This is a genomic window from Spiroplasma endosymbiont of Cleonymus obscurus (genome assembly GCF_964273375.1).
In the GTDB taxonomy this organism is placed as follows: Bacteria; Bacillota_I; Bacilli_A; order Mycoplasmatales; family VBWQ01; genus Spiroplasma_E.
The window spans coordinates 81,396-97,150 of sequence record NZ_CAXWWA010000002.1 but is presented as its reverse complement, the minus strand read 5'-3'; the positions used below and the strand labels follow the sequence as shown (position 1 = coordinate 97,150).

At 31.4% G+C, this 15,755-nt stretch carries 10 protein-coding genes and 3 rRNA genes; 10 read left to right on the top strand and 3 right to left on the bottom strand.

Annotated elements, in window-relative coordinates; all coding sequences use genetic code 4:
- The first annotated feature begins 117 nt into the window (after nt 1–117).
- From ACI2WJ_RS01040 to ACI2WJ_RS01020, 5 genes are all read left to right on the top strand, one after another.
- Nucleotides 118–1,639 (top strand): 16S ribosomal RNA (locus ACI2WJ_RS01040).
- Nucleotides 1,640–1,831: 192 nt separating this feature from the next.
- Nucleotides 1,832–4,773, top strand: a 23S ribosomal RNA gene (locus tag ACI2WJ_RS01035).
- A gap of 82 nt (nt 4,774–4,855) precedes the next feature.
- Nucleotides 4,856–4,962: ribosomal RNA gene (gene rrf / locus ACI2WJ_RS01030) — 5S ribosomal RNA — on the top strand.
- The 16S, 23S and 5S rRNA genes sit together here, the layout of an rRNA operon.
- A 141-nt stretch (nt 4,963–5,103) precedes the next feature.
- A protein-coding gene (locus tag ACI2WJ_RS01025; RefSeq protein WP_400254556.1) for an IS5 family transposase occupies nt 5,104–5,893 on the top strand; the annotation gives its coding sequence in 2 pieces (ribosomal slippage) (nt 5,104–5,364 and nt 5,366–5,893; 789 coding nt in all).
- Nucleotides 5,894–5,932: 39 nt separating this feature from the next.
- Nucleotides 5,933–6,421, top strand: a complete 489-nt coding sequence (locus ACI2WJ_RS01020; RefSeq protein ID WP_400254555.1) for a hypothetical protein — start codon at nt 5,933–5,935, stop codon at nt 6,419–6,421.
- A gap of 70 nt (nt 6,422–6,491) precedes the next feature.
- Here the strand turns inward: ACI2WJ_RS01020 and ACI2WJ_RS01015 are convergent, their stop codons facing one another.
- Nucleotides 6,492–7,283, bottom strand: a complete 792-nt coding sequence (locus tag ACI2WJ_RS01015) for a Pr6Pr family membrane protein (RefSeq protein WP_400254554.1) — start codon at nt 7,281–7,283, stop codon at nt 6,492–6,494.
- Nucleotides 7,284–7,723: 440 nt separating this feature from the next.
- Between ACI2WJ_RS01015 and ACI2WJ_RS01010 the strand changes: the two genes are divergently transcribed.
- Complete coding sequence (locus ACI2WJ_RS01010) at nt 7,724–9,352, top strand: hypothetical protein (RefSeq protein ID WP_400254553.1); 1,629 nt, start codon at nt 7,724–7,726, stop codon at nt 9,350–9,352.
- 418 nt (nt 9,353–9,770) lie between these two features.
- Here the strand turns inward: ACI2WJ_RS01010 and ACI2WJ_RS01005 are convergent, their stop codons facing one another.
- The gene (locus ACI2WJ_RS01005) at nt 9,771–10,484 is read right to left on the bottom strand and encodes a hypothetical protein (RefSeq protein WP_338988448.1); all 714 of its coding nucleotides are present in this window, start codon (nt 10,482–10,484) and stop codon (nt 9,771–9,773) included.
- Between the two features lie 212 nt (nt 10,485–10,696).
- On the opposite strand from ACI2WJ_RS01005, the gene tsaB reads away from it, so the two are divergent.
- From tsaB to ACI2WJ_RS00985, 4 genes are all read left to right on the top strand, one after another.
- Nucleotides 10,697–11,278, top strand: a complete 582-nt coding sequence (tsaB, locus tag ACI2WJ_RS01000; protein ID WP_400254552.1) for a tRNA (adenosine(37)-N6)-threonylcarbamoyltransferase complex dimerization subunit type 1 TsaB — start codon at nt 10,697–10,699, stop codon at nt 11,276–11,278.
- A 50-nt stretch (nt 11,279–11,328) separates the two neighbouring features.
- Nucleotides 11,329–12,171, top strand: coding sequence for a MurR/RpiR family transcriptional regulator (locus ACI2WJ_RS00995; protein ID WP_400254551.1), 843 nt, complete (start codon nt 11,329–11,331; stop codon nt 12,169–12,171).
- 82 nt (nt 12,172–12,253) lie between these two features.
- Nucleotides 12,254–14,353 carry a fructose-specific PTS transporter subunit EIIC gene (locus tag ACI2WJ_RS00990; RefSeq protein WP_400254550.1) on the top strand — a complete coding sequence of 700 codons (2,100 nt, stop codon included), beginning with the start codon at nt 12,254–12,256 and terminating at the stop codon, nt 14,351–14,353.
- A gap of 33 nt (nt 14,354–14,386) precedes the next feature.
- Entirely contained in the window at nt 14,387–15,337 is a 951-nt protein-coding gene (locus tag ACI2WJ_RS00985) for a type I phosphomannose isomerase catalytic subunit (RefSeq protein WP_400254549.1), read from the top strand.
- 10 nt (nt 15,338–15,347) lie between these two features.
- Here the strand turns inward: ACI2WJ_RS00985 and ACI2WJ_RS00980 are convergent, their stop codons facing one another.
- Complete coding sequence (locus ACI2WJ_RS00980) at nt 15,348–15,689, bottom strand: PLP-dependent transferase (RefSeq protein ID WP_400255221.1); 342 nt, start codon at nt 15,687–15,689, stop codon at nt 15,348–15,350.
- Between the last annotated feature and the right edge of the window lie 66 nt (nt 15,690–15,755).

The window sequence follows — 15,755 nt, the reverse complement described above, 5'->3', positions numbered from 1 at the left end:
TAAATGGGTTACAAACTAGAAAAAACGATCTTTGAAAACTAAATAGAACAAGAATTAATCCGTCAATTTTTTATTAAAAATTAAATAAGTCAGACATCATCTTTTAACAAAAACAATTTTATTGAGAGTTTGATCCTGGCTCAGGATTAACGCTGGCGGCATGCCTAATACATGCAAGTCGAACGAAAGTAGCAATACTTTAGTGGCGAACGGGTGAGTAACACGTATCTAACCTACCATTTAGTGGGGAATAACTGTTGGAAACGACAGCTAATACCGCATATGTTATTTATTTGCAATGATAAATAATGAAAGGAGCATTTGCTTCGCTAATTGATGGGGATGCGGCGCATTAACTAGTTGGTAAGGCAATGGCTTACCAAGGTAACGATGCGTAGCCGATCTGAGAGGATGAACGGCCACATTGGGACTGAGACACGGCCCAAACTTCTACGGAAGGCAGCAGTAGGGAATTTTTCACAATGGGCGAAAGCCTGATGGAGCAATGCCGCGTGACTGATGAAGGTCTTCGGATTGTAAAGGTCTGTTGTAAGGGAAGAAGTGCTAGAATAGGAAATGATTTTAGTATCGACCATACCTTACCAGAAAGCCACGGCTAACTATGTGCCAGCAGCCGCGGTAATACATAGGTGGCAAGCGTTATCCGGATTTATTGGGCGTAAAGCGTGCGTAGACGGTTTTGCAAGTCTGAGGTTAAATTTAGGGGCTCAACCCCTAACCGCCTTGGAAACTACATTACTAGAGTATAGGAGAGGTTAGTGGAATTTCATGTGTAGCGGTGGAATGCGTAGATATATGAAGGAACACCAGTGGCGAAGGCGGCTAACTGGCCTATTACTGACGTTGTGGCACGAAAGCGTGGGGAGCAAATAGGATTAGATACCCTAGTAGTCCACGCCGTAAACGATGAGTACTAAGTGTTGCCATGAGGCAGTGCTGTAGCTAACGCATTAAGTACTCCGCCTGAGTAGTATGCTCGCAAGAGTGAAACTCAAAGGAATTGACGGGGACCCGCACAAGCGGTGGAGCATGTGGTTTAATTCGAAGCAACGCGAAGAACCTTACCAGGTCTTGACATACCTTGCGAAGCTATAGAGATATAGTAGAGGTTAACAAGGATACAGGTGGTGCATGGTTGTCGTCAGTTCGTGTCGTGAGATGTTTGGTTAAGTTCAGCAACGAACGCAACCCTTGTCCTTAGTTGCCAGCATTAAGTTGGGGACTCTAAGGAGACTGCTAGTGTAAGCTAGAGGAAGGTGGGGACGACGTCAAATCATCATGCCCCTTATGACCTGGGCTACACACGTGCTACAATGGCTGATACAAAGAGTCGCTAAACCGCGAGGTCAAGCAAATCTCAAAAAGTCAGTCTCAGTCCGGATTGAAGTCTGCAACTCGACTTCATGAAGTCGGAATCGCTAGTAATCGCGAATCAGCAATGTCGCGGTGAATACGTTCTCGGGTCTTGTACACACCGCCCGTCAAACCACGAGAGTTGGCAATGCCAGAAGTCGGTGTCCTAACCGTAAGGAGGGAGCTGCCAAAGGCAGGGTTGATGATTGGGGTTAAGTCGTAACAAGGTATCCCTACCGGAAGGTGGGGATGGATCACCTCCTTTCTATGGAGTTTAGTTTCTAATAAGAAACCAAGACAACAAGAAAAAATAGATGGATGATTTATTGGATTACTTCTTTTGTTCTGTTTAGTTTTCAGGGATTGTTTTCTCTGAGCAATTGTTCTTTAAAAACTGGATAATAGACATCTTTTAAAAAAAATAAGATAATTTTTATCTTGCAATAGGATATTCTAAAAATAAATTATTAAGAGCGTATGGTGGATGCCTTGGAATTGGAAGACGATGAAGGACGCGATTACCTGCGATAAGCTTCGGGGAGCTGGAAATAAGCTTTGATCCGGAGATGTCCGAATGGGGAAACCCACTATCTTTAATCAGATAGTACTGTACAATGAATTCATAGTTGTGCAGAGTGATACCTAGAGAATTGAAACATCTTAGTACCTAGAGGAAAAGAAAGCGAATGCGATTCCCTTAGTAGCGGCGAGCGAAAAGGGAGCAGCCTAAACCAGTTGTCAGACTGGGGTTATAGGACTGTCTATTAGGTTCGACCTATGAAGAGTTACAAAATTTATATATAGCAGAAGTTGTTGGGAAGCAACGCCATAGATGGTGAAAGCCCAGTATGCGAAATGTATAAATCTCTTGACAGTATCCTGAGTACGGCGAGGCACGTGGAACCTTGTCGGAATTTGCGCAGACCACTGCGTAAGGCTAAATACTAACCAATTACCGATAGTGAACCAGTACCGTGAGGGAAAGGTGAAAAGTACCCCAAGAGGGGAGTGAAATAGTTTCTGAAACCATATGCTTACAACAAGTCGGAGCCCGTTAATGGGTGACGGCGTGCCTTTTGTAGAATGAGCCGGCGAGTTACGATTACATGCAAGGTTAAGTTGAAAAGACGGAGCCGAAGTGAAAGCGAGCCTGAATAGGGCGTTTAGTATGTGGTCGTAGACCCGAAACCAGGTGATCTAGCCATGAGCAGGTTGAAGTTAATGTAACAGTTAATGGAGGACCGAACCAACGTTCGTTGAAAAGACCGTGGATGACTTGTGGCTAGCGGTGAAATTCCAATCGAACCTGGAGATAGCTGGTTCTCCCCGATATAGTTTTAGGACTAGCGTCAGAATTAGTGCAATGGAGGTAAAGCTCTGAATGTATGATGGCCCCACCTCGGGGTACTGAATGCAATTAAACTGCGAATGCCATTGTTACATATCTGGCAGTAAGTCTATGGGTGATAAGGTCCATATGGACGTGAGGGAAACAGCCCAGATCATCAGCTAAGGTCCCCAAATCAATGCTAAGTGGAAAACGATGTGGAATTGTTCAGACAGCTAGGAGGTTGGCTTAGAAGCAGCCATCCTTTAAAGAGTGCGTAACAGCTCACTAGTCGAATGATTCTGCGCGGAAAATGTACCGGGGCTAAGCATTGTACCGAAGCTATGGGTCTATATATATGTTTACATATATTGTGGGCGGTAGGGGAGCGTTCTAATCTGCGACGAAGTTAGACCGGAAGGACTAGTGGAGTGTTTAGAAGTGAGAATGCCGGCGTGAGTAACGATTGAAGGTGAGAATCCTTCATGCCGATTGACCAAGGTTTCCTGGGCTAGGTTCGTCCACCCAGGGTTAGTCAGGACCTAAGGCGAGGCCGAAAGGCGTAGTCGATGGATAACAGGTTGATATTCCTGTACCACCATGGTGACTGATGGAATGACGGAGAAGGCTAAAATGTCCCAGTGATTGGTAGTGCTGGGCTAAGTACAAAGAGAGGGTTGTGTAGGCAAATCCGCACAGCGTTAACCTTGAAGTACGATGGGGAGTGAACGGTTCGCTTAGTAACGAAGCATTTGATGCCATACTTCCAAGAAAAGTTTCTAAAGACATCACCATGGTGCCTGTACCGAGAACGGACACACGTGGTCAAGGAGAATATCCTAAGGCAAGCGAGATAACTATAGCTAAGGAACTCTGCAAAATAACCCCGTAAGTTAGCGAGAAGGGGAGCTCATAGCAATATGAGTCGCAGTGAAGAGGTCCGGGCGACTGTTTAGCAAAAACACAGCTCTCTGCTAAGTCGTAAGACGATGTATAGGGGGTGACGCCTGCCCAGTGCTGGAAGGTTAAAGAGATTTGTTAGCGTAAGCGAAGCTTTGAATTGAAGCCCCAGTGAACGGCGGCCGTAACTATAACGGTCCTAAGGTAGCGAAATTCCTTGTCAGGTAAGTTCTGACCCGCACGAAAGGCGTAACGATCCGGACGCTGTCTCGGCTATAGACTCGGTGAAATCTTAGTACCTGTGAAGATGCAGGTTACCCGCGATTAGACGGAAAGACCCCGTGGAGCTTTACTACAACTTGATATTGAATTTTGGTGTAGTTTGTACAGCATAGGTGGGAGACGTTGATATGCAGACGCTAGTAGGCATGGAGTCACCATTGGGATACCACCCTTGCAATATTGAAATTCTAACTTGAGACCATAATCTGGTCTAAGGACAGTGTCTGGTGGGTAGTTTGACTGGGGCGGTCGCCTCCTAAAAAGTAACGGAGGCGCCCAAAGGTACCCTCAATATGAATGGAAATCATATGTAGAGCGCAAAGGTAAAAGGGTGCTTGACTGCGAGACATACAAGTCGAGCAGGAACGAAAGTTGGGCTTAGTGATCCGACGGTGCTGTGTGGAAAGGCCGTCGCTCAACGGATAAAAGTTACCCCGGGGATAACAGGCTAATCTCTCCCAATAGTTCATATAGACGGGGAGGTTTGGCACCTCGATGTCGGCTCATCGCATCCTGGAGGTGTAGTCGCTTCCAAGGGTTGGGCTGTTCGCCCATTAAAGCGGTACGCGAGCTGGGTTCAGAACGTCGTGAGACAGTTTGGTCCCTATCTGTCGTGGGCGCAAGAAATTTGAGGAAAGCTGTTCCTAGTACGAGAGGACCGGAATGGACCTACCTCTGGTGCACCAGTTGTCACGCCAGTGGCACAGCTGGGTAGCTATGTAGGGCATGAATAAGCGCTGAAAGCATCTAAGCGCGAAGTCAGTTCCAAGATGAGATTTCTCATTCGAAAGAAGTAAGATCCCTTGAATACTACAAGGTTGATAGGTCAGGTGTGTAAGCATAGTGATATGTTCAGCTTACTGATACTAATAGATCGAGGATTTATTGAAGAATATATTCTCTATTGCAAATCAAAAGTAATCAAATTTAAAGATGTCTGTTTCTAGTTTTTAGGGAGCAATTGCTAAACTATTTGGTGTCCATGGCGGAGTGGTCACACCTGTTCCCATCTCGAACACAGCAGTTAAGCACTCCAGCGGCGAAAATACCAGCAATGGGAAAATAGCACGATGCCAAATTTTTTTTATTGTGTTAATATTTAATTTAAAATTTAAATTTTTTTTATGTTAAGATTGAGAATATTAAAATGTAAGAACCTGTTTAAAATCTTTTAGAGAAATAGGGTAAAATGATTATATATTTTAAGATAAGAGGTATATATGCGTAAAAATTATCCTAGTAATGTTAGCAAAGAGCAATTTGAAAATATAAAATCAATTTTAGAAAATACTAAAAAGAGAACTAAACCAAGAAGCTTAGATTTATATGAAGTATTTTGTGCAGTTTTATATGTATTAAAAAGTGGTTGTCAATGAAGAATGTTACCAAAAGATTTTCCAAAATGACAAATTGTATATTATTATTTTCAAGTTTGAAGTAAAAATAATGGTAAAGAACCTAGTGTATTACAATTAGTTTTAAAAAAAATTAGTCATGGCATTTCGTATCAATAATGGTAGAAAAGAACAAACTAGTTTTTGTATAATTGATTCACAAAGTGTTAAAAATACAGATACTACTAAAAACAAAGGTTATGATGCTGGTAAAAAGATTTCAGGAATAAAGCGTCATATTGCTGTTGATTCTCAAGGTTTACCACATGCAATTTACATAACCACAGCAGAAAAAACAGATCGTAACAGTGCTATAATAATGATTGAAAATGAAAAAGAGAATCTTTCTGCAGTTCAAAAAATACTAGTAGATGCTGGTTATACTGGTGAAAAATTTGCTTCTAAAATTAAAACAATTATAAATGCAAATGTTGAAGTTATAAAACGTAATGAATTACATTCTTTTGTAGTATTACCAAAAAGATGAGTTGTAGAACGAAGTTTTGCATGATTAGAAAAATGCAGAAGATTATGAAAAAATTGTGAAAAAAAATTAAATACTAGCTTACAAATGGTTGTTCTTGCCTTTATTTCAATTTTATTGAAAAGATTTTAAACAGGTTCTAAAAAAGATTTTAAGAAAAAAGGAGAAAAAATGGATAAGGTTGAAAAGAAATTAGATAAAAAATTATACATTGGAGCTAAAATTGGATTCATAACAAATATTATAAGTATTATTTGAAGTGTAATTATTACAATTATTTTAGCTACAGCAAGTAGTGTCATTTTTAACAATTTTACAAAATATGATCACACTTCATTAACATCAGGAGTTAGTACAATATTTATTGTTGGATTGATTTTTGGACTTTTAATTGATATTGGATTTTCAATTGCAATAATTATCATGTGCAATAATGTTTTAAAAGGAAATGCTAATAGTGGTTTAGCTGTTGGAATTGTAACTTTAGTTTTAGCAGGTTTTTCTTTAATAGATATGTTTTCATCACATTTTAATTTTATTAGTGGTATTAATATTATTTTTTTAGGACTTAATATTGCTTCAGGTGTATTATTAATTATTGGTAAATATCTTCCAGTTACTAATAAACCAGAAGAAGTAGTTTCTATGGTAAATGAATAATTAAAAATATTTAATAAATTATATAAATAAGGCTTTAGAAATTAAAAGCCTTATTTTATTTTTTTATAATTTAAAAACCATAAGGATAAGTAATGATTGGAAAATTTGGTTTATCATCATCATGCTTTTTTTTATATTGTATATTATTAATTCATAAATAAAGGTATTGTAAACCAATACTAATAATTAACAGAAAAATAATAGCAGTAACTAATACTCCTACACCATATTTTTGGTAGTTGAAAAAAAAGTAAGGATAACAAGTATTAATATTTTCTCCTTGTTTAACACGTAGTACACCACGAACCATTACCATTACTACATAAAAACAAGGATAAAATAAGATAAATCACATATAAAGTTTATGATGATTTTTTAGTGAATAAAAATCACGTCCACATGATAAAGCAAAATTTAAAATCATAACAATTGGCATAATTAGATTTAGAATTATTGTTTTAAATCATAAATAAATATCAGTTCCATATTTACTTCTTTCTTGGCTATTACTAATGATACCTATTCAAAATACTAACATTGTAATTGTAATATAAATAGTAATGCTTAATAAAATATAAAAACTTGGTTTTGAATTTTCTTTAAATTTACTTTCAAATAAAAAAGCAAATAAATAAATGAGTACTAAATAATTAGTTTGAGTTGTAAAATAAAAATAATAAATTGCTAATCTTTCAGTTGGTTTATCAACATTAGGAACAATGAAAGCATTGGGATAATTAATAGTAATTATTAAATCAAAAATTAAGAATAAAGAAATAATAAGTAGACCAAATAAACGTCAAGTAAATTTAATAAGATTTCTTTTTTTTAATCGGTATTCACTACTATTTTTTCAATTCATATTTTTTCTCCTATTTATATTAGAATTAAATTTAATTAAATTTTTGATAGGAAATTTAATTTTTTATTATGATTGAATATGCTACTTATTTAGTATATCAAGTTTTTCCTTATCACTATTAATATTTACTAACTGATTATTTAAAACACCTAATAAGTTAAAAAAAATTAACTTATTAATTATTTAATCTTGATTTTTTGCTAATAAAGTTTATTATTAATGTTAAGGATATAATTTTTATCCTTATAATTTTAATGAATATATAAGTAATTATATAAGTATTAAAATTATATATGTTGATTTAACAAAAAGTTTAATAATTGATTATATATCCTTAGTTTTATTTTATTAAAACTAAGATTTTAAGTATTTAATTAAATATGCTTAATTTAATATTATAATTATAAACACAAATAATAGGTAAAAAAGGAGTAATCATAATGACAAATTTCTTATCTTTTAGTTTTTTTAAAACTAAAAGTTTTAAAACAATAAGTTTGGCTTTGGCATTATCTCTTACTAGTAGTTTAATGATAGTTACTAATCATCAATCTAATATTAGTACTGTTAATGAGAGTAACAAACTTTCTGGGTTTCATATTACTGTTAAGGAAAATAATAAAAATTTAATTAGTGAAGCTAATACTTGAAATTCAATTAATAATAATTATGAAGATTTTATTAGATTGCATAAAGAAGTAATAACAGAACAATTTAATGATTGATCAGACCTTATTAATAAGGTTAATAATAATCCAAATGATGATATTAGTAAAGATGTTAATAAGAAATTTAAGGAACAAATTGAAAACAAAGCTAATAATATCTTGCCAGATAATGGTATTAAATATTTTACTGATAAAGTTATTGGTCGTAGTGTTGCTAAACAAAGTTTTAATGATATTGTTAGTTTTGGCTATGTTTATGTTGGTTACCATGATAATAGTTTACCAGCGCAGATTAACAATGGTATTTTTGCAACGGTAAATCCTAGGGCAGATTTTAATAATTATTTTAGTATTCCTTATATGATTAAACCGAGCGATGATTTTTTAAATAGTCATAAAAGTGTTCAAGATCGGTTAGCAATTTTACCACTTAATAATGGTAATCCCAATGATACTAATCAACCAATGTTAGCTATTTTAGCAAAAAATAAAAATGATAAGAATGAACAATTATTAATAAATGATAAAAAGGATGAAGTTGTTGATAATGATTCAATTAGTTATGCAATATTAAATCATAAACCAGATGATCATTTAAAATCAACTAGTTTTAATGTTAGTGTTAAAGATAGTGGTTATAGTAAAACTATTAAGTTAACAAATAATAGTTCAAATATTCAATTTAGTACTATTAGTGATGAAAAAGTTAAAGAAAATCCTGTAATTGTACCTCAATATTTAGTTCAAAATAATTCACAAGATAATAAAAATACATTAATAGTTATGAATAAAGCCATTGAGAAAGCTAAAGTAAATATTAGTGATTCACAACAACATTGACTAAAATGAAAAGTTGATTCACAAACTTTACAAAAAGCAAAAAATGATTTGGGAACACCTATTAAAGATGGTGATAATTTAACTCTTAATCAAGGAAGTAATTTTCAAGTTTATTGTATAGGTTTAGATACATCTGACTTACAACGTCAAGCTGCTTCTGAACAATATATTACTGTTTATAGAAGCAATACAAAAATACCTAATTTTCCAAATTGTACTGATTTTTTTGAAAAAACTAATAATTTATTAGCGGGTTTTCAACAATATTTAACTAGTAGTGCTACTAATAATAGTATTAAAATTGAAGATTTAAAAAATAATGCTGCTGGTGAGTTTTTATCATGATTTATTCAATATCAAGGTGATATTACTAAACAAAATTATGTTAATTATTTACAAAGTAATAATTCAGATCGTCCCTGAGATGTTAATATATCATTAACAACTAAGATGTTAGTTAATAATTGAAATATTATTATCATTTGTGGCTTCATTATTAGTTTTTTAACTATAATTCCAATAGTTGTTGTTATTATTCGTAAAAAGAAATATTTAAAATAAAGTTTATTATTTTTAAGTAGTACTTGTTAAAAAACAATATTTTATATAAAAATATAAAATGATAAGTGTAAAAAATGTTATTACTTGTTTTTTCTTTTTAGTGAGTTACAATAAAAATGGCAGTTATAAATGTTTAGGTAATGCCGGTTTTAATTTTATATTTGACTTTAAGTCCTTGTATAGCATATATAGTATACAAGGAGTTTTTATATAATTTTAAAATAAAATATATTAAGAAAAAGGAGGCAAAAAATAACAAAATAATATTTAAAAAAAATAATACAATTTCAAATTTTTACTTTTCACAAATATATATCCCTCCCTACAATTATTTTTCAATATTTTTTAAATAATAAATAATAGTAATAAAGTGTACTAGTTTATAAACTAGTACACTTTATTTATAAATTATTTTACATTAAAAATTTGTATCTCTTAAAGCCGCTATTGGTTTATTATTTTTTTTATAAAGGATATTATTATAAAGAGTAAAAAGTAACATCAAAATTATGTATAAGATTAAAATTGCAAAGATATAAATAAAGAAAGTAGTTAAACTTTTATGAAAATCTAAAAATGGATATGGAAATGAATAATCAATTTCTGTTGTTCCTTTTCTTAAAAAACCAACAAAATTTCCTTTAGCAAGTGCATAACCTAAATATACAAACATGTAAATAGAAATAATTGGTATTCAAAGATATGTTTGTTTTCCAAGTTTTCAGTAGTATTTACCAGCAGAAAACATAAAATATAAAATCACTATCACTGGTACTATTAAATGTAATAAAAATGTATTTATAAAATTTAATATGCTAATACTATTACTACTATCTAAATTATTTATCATTGGTTTAAATAATACAGCAAAAAATACGATAAGAGTTACGGTAATATAAACAGTAATTGCTAATGAAAAGCGCCCAAAAACAAATTGTGCGCGATTGTCATGAAAACGATTTGTTAATACAAAACAAAAGAAAAGAAAAACTAAAAAATTTGACTGAATAGTAAAGGTAGAAATCATTGTTCAAATACCAACTCATGGGCCATCTGGAGTTCATAAATTATGAGGATTAGGTGTTCCAACTGTTATTGGTTTATACTCAATTAAAACTATTGCAAATTGCATTATTAGACCTATAACAGCAATAATTAGTCCAGATCAAAGTAAAAAATCAGAAAATTTACTTTTAAATCCTATATTTTTTCCTATTCCCATATGGATCAACTCACAATTCTATATTTTTTCTATTTTAATTACATTATACATGATATTATAATAAGTATGTAAGATATTAGAAAATTATTAATAGCAACTAAATGAAATAATAAGGTGATGTTATGTATCAATTATATTTAGATACAACAAATAACAAATTAACAGTGGTGATTTTGCAAGCTAATAAAATTTTAGCAAGTTCATCATTTATTGCTTGACAAAAACAAACAGAATTGGCAATTCCAACTATTACTAATTTACTTGTAAAATGTAAAATAAAATTAAAAGATATTTCAAAAGTAGTTATTGCAAATGGTCCTGGCAGTTATACTGGAATTAGAGTAGCAATTACTTTTGTCAAAACACTTAAAGTTTTGAATAGTTTTTTAACGGTTTTTACTATTAATAGTTTATTATTACAGGCAGGATTAATAAAATCAATAAGTGTTTTGTCAGGATACAATAATAAAAGTTATTTGGCAGTATGTGATAATGGAAAAATAATTATTCAGCCGCAATTAGTAGATGAAAATGCTAAAATTGGTATTATTAGTGATTTACTAGATTATAAAATAATTGAAAATTTAGAAAAGTGTAATATTGTGGAAAATTTTCAAAAGTTGTCACCATATTTTATCGAAGTAAAAAACATGGAAGATTTGCAACCATATTATATTAATGATCCATTTTCATCACATAATTAAAAAATAATAATATTTAAATATTTTACATTAGTTTAAAAAGGAGTTTTTACATGCTTATCAATGATAATTTTTGATCTAGAGTATCAAAGGAAGAAAATAATTTCACAAAAAAAGAAAAAGTTCTTATTAACTATATTAATAAGAATAGTCAAAAAATGGATCAAGTTACTATTAGTTCTTTGGCTAAAGAAAATACTGTTGGTTATAGTGTTGTTTATAATTTAATTAAGAAATTGGGATTTAAAGGTTATCGTGAATTTATCATTAGTTTAGCTGCGCAAGAAACTACTTTCAAATCTTTAAATCGTGAGTTTTTTGGTGATCGTAGTGTTTTAAAAGAACATTATAAAAAACTAATGGATTTAAATGATTCAACGATTAATTATGAGGAATTACAAAGATTTATTAATTGAATAGATGATAATCGTAAAGCTTGTATTTATTTAGCAGGCATTGGTCATTCTGGTTTAGGTGCGGAGGATTTATCAAATAAATTATATCGGTTTGGTTTACGATCAATCTGTTTAAATAAAGATGATGATAGTATTTTAATGCATGCTTCTTTAATTATTCCAGAAGATGTAATAATTCTTTTTTCATTATCAGGTAAAACCGCTACTATTGTTGAAGCAGCTAAACTTGCTAAAAAGAATAATGCTAAAATTGCAGTTGTTACATCACAAGATAAAACTGAATTAGTGACTTATGCTGATTGAACATTTAATATTGTTTCTTCAGGACTTTATGAAGCACAAGAAATATTTATTTCTCCATTATTTGCTATTACTTATTTTAATGATTTAGTAACAACATATTTATTAAAATCAAAGCATAAAGATTGATATTTAGAAAATAGAATTAAAACTAATAAAGTAATTAAAAAATTTAATTAATTTTTTAAATAAAAAAACTGTTTTTTTTAAAATAATAATTTAATATTATGTCATGAATATTTATTAAGTAAGGAGATGAAGTATGTTGTCTAAACAAGATGATATTTTGACAGTAGAACACGTTTTTCTTGAATCTGATTGTAAAACACAAGCAGAAGCTTTTCAAGAAATAGCAACTTCTGCTAAAAAATTAGGTTTTTTGAAAAAAAATATTAGTGAAAAATCACTAGTTAATAGTTTTCTACAAAGAGAAGGAACTACTGGTTTTGGTGGTGGTGTTGCTGTGCCACATGCTCGTAATGAAGATATTGTTAAATCAGGAATTTTTATTATGCGTTTTAAACAGCCAATTCCTTGGAAAGCACTAGATGAACAACCCGTTAAAGCAATTATTGCTTTAATTGTGCCACTAAAAAGTGCTGGTAATGAGCACTTGGAAATTTTATCAAAAGTGGCACAAAGATTAACAAAACCGGAATTTCAATCAATATTATTTAATTCAAAAGATAAAAAAGTAATTATTCAATCACTAAATATTAATAATAAATCTAATGTTGAAACTAGTAGTAAAACTATTAGTGAAGATATGAAAGGTTCTTCAAAAAAAACTAAAAATATTATAGCAATTACTGCTTGTCCAGTTGGGGTAGCACATACTTATATTGCACAAGATAAATTAGAAATTGCTGCAAAAAATTTAGGTTATAATATTAAAGTTGAAACTCATGGTAGTATTGGTATTAAAGGTGCTTTTACAGCAACTGATATTGCCAACGCTGATTTAGTTATTATTGCAGTATCGGCCGGTGTTGCAGATTTAAAATTAGAACGTTTTAATAATAAACCATTATATAAAGTAGAAATTAGCAAAGTTATTAAAAATCCTGAAAGTATTGTTAATGATGCTTTTGCTAACGCAAAACCTTATGAAATAAACAAGTCAGAATCGGGACAAAAAGCGGAAAAAGAAAATAAATCAAATGATTTATTTACTACTGATAAACAGGGAATTATGAAACATATTATGGCTGGTGTTGGCTATATGGTTCCATTTGTTGTTTTTGGTGGAATTATGTTAGCATTATCAATTGGTATTGCTAAAGCAGTTTATGGTGTTGACTTTGATATTTCCAAGTTACCACATAATCATTTTCTTTATTTTATGAATCAAGCTGGAAGTATTGCTTTTACATTAATGATTCCAATTTTAGCTGGTTTTATCGCTAATTCAATTGCAGGACGTGCTGCCTTGGTTCCGGCAATGGTAAGTGCATATGTTGCTAATACAGCAGGATTAGTTTATCCAATTGCTGGTTTAGAGCCAAAGGTTTCTGCTGGATTTTTAGGAGCATTATTAATTGGTCCAAGTGTTGGATATTTAGTAAGATGAATTATTACTTGAAAAGTACCAAAGACTATTGCTCCAATTATGCCAATTTTCTTTATTCCTATTGTAGTAACATTTTTAATTAGTTTCACTTTTATTTATGCAATTGGAGCTCCAATTGGTTGAATAATGGAACAATTTCAAAATGGGTTAACCCACATGCCACGTGAAGCAATGGCAGCAATTGGAATGTTGCTAGGAGCCATGATTGGATTTGATATGGGTGGTCCAATTAACAAAGTTGCTTTTTTAGCAGCCTCAACAACTATAACTGCTGATCCTAGCTCACAATTATTTATGGGAGCAGTAGCTGCAGCTATTCCTGTTGCACCACTTGGAATGGGTTTAACAACTTTGATTTTTCGTAAATTCTTTAATGAAAGTGAACGTACATTAGGTTTAACAGCAATGTTAATGGGGTGTATTGGTATTTCTGAAGGTGCGATTCCTTTTGCAGTAAGAGATCCAAAACGTGCTATTATTAGTAATATTATTGGTAGTGCTGTTGCTGGTAGTATTGCTGGTGCTTTCTTATTAACTGATGCTGCTGGTCATGGTGGTCCTATTGTTGCTATCTTAGGTGCAGTTAGTTCAGTTAATTATGTGCTTTGGGTAAGTATTCTTTTATTCTTTTTAGCCATTATTGTTGGAAGTATTGTTACTTGTTTAGTATATGGTGGATTATTAATTATTCAATCACGTAATATTAAGGTTTTTAAATTAATGAATGAAAGAATCATGAAAATATTTAATAGTAAAAAAACTAAATCTAAAAATAGTAAAAATAAAGTTTAATTGAACAAATAATCAAAGTTTAGGAGAGTGAATATGAATAATAGCACATCACAAATAATTTTTTTAAAACCTGCTTTTATTCGCAAATTGTGAGGTAGTCAAAAATTAGCACACAAATTTAATTTTGATTTACCTAAAAATACACCAATTGGTGAAGCATGATTAGTTAGTGCTCATCCCAATGGAATGATGAGTTATGTTTTAAATGGCGAGTATAAAGGATTAAGTTTAGCAGAATTGTTTAAACAGCAACCTAGTTTATTTGCTAATCTTGATAGTTCAGGTAGTGTGATTAATAAAGAATATCCATTGTTAACAAAAATTTTAGACGCAAATGATAGTTTAAGCGTTCAAATTCACCCTGATGATAAATTCGCAGAAAAAAATCATCAATGTTTAGGAAAAACTGAATGTTGGTATATATTAGAATGTTTACCCAAAGGTAGAGTTATTTTGGGTCATAATGCTAAAACCAAAGATCAGTTTAATCAATGATTGGCAAAAGAACAATGACATAAACTATTAAAATATATACCAATTAAAAAAGATCAATTTATTTATGTTCCTTCTCTAAAAATTCATGGTTTATTGGCACATACTATGGTTTTTGAATTACAACAATCATCAGATATTACATATCGTTTATATGATTATGATCGTAAAGATGAACTTGGTAATTTACGAAATTTGCATTTGAAAGAAGCATCAACTATTGTTTTAGCTCCTGATTTAAATAGTAGTGAAGCTAATGGTCATGATAATTATTTAGTTGATAACAAGTTTTTTAAGTTAATTAAATTAATTAATGAGGGAATTAACCATTATAGTTATCCTAATACTAGATGATTGCAAATCTCAGTATTGGATGGTAATGGTATAATTGATGATACTAGTATTAAAAAAGGTGACTCATTTATTTTACCAAATGGTTATACTGATTTTTGTTTAAGTGGTAATATGTTGTTGATGGTTACATATTGCTAATAAATAATTATTATAGTTTTTTTAATGCTTGTTCCAAATCATTTCACAAATCTTCAACATATTCAATACCAATTGAAAGACGAACAAGACCTTCTGAAATATTTGCATCTGCTAATTCTTGTGCATTATAAGTAGAATGTGTCATTGAAGCAGGATGTTCAATCAATGACTCAACTCCACCTAAAGAAACTGCCAAAATTATTAATTTTAAATTATTTAATAGTTTGATTCCTCCATCATATCCACATTTTAATTCGAAACTAATCATTGCTCCTGGTAATTTCATTTGTTGTTCATAAAGTACTTGTTCTGTTGCTGAATTAGTTAGTCCAGGATAAAATACTTTTTTAATCTTAGAACCTGTTTAGAATCTTTTTGAAAATAATGTAAAATGATTATATATTTTAAAATAAGAGGT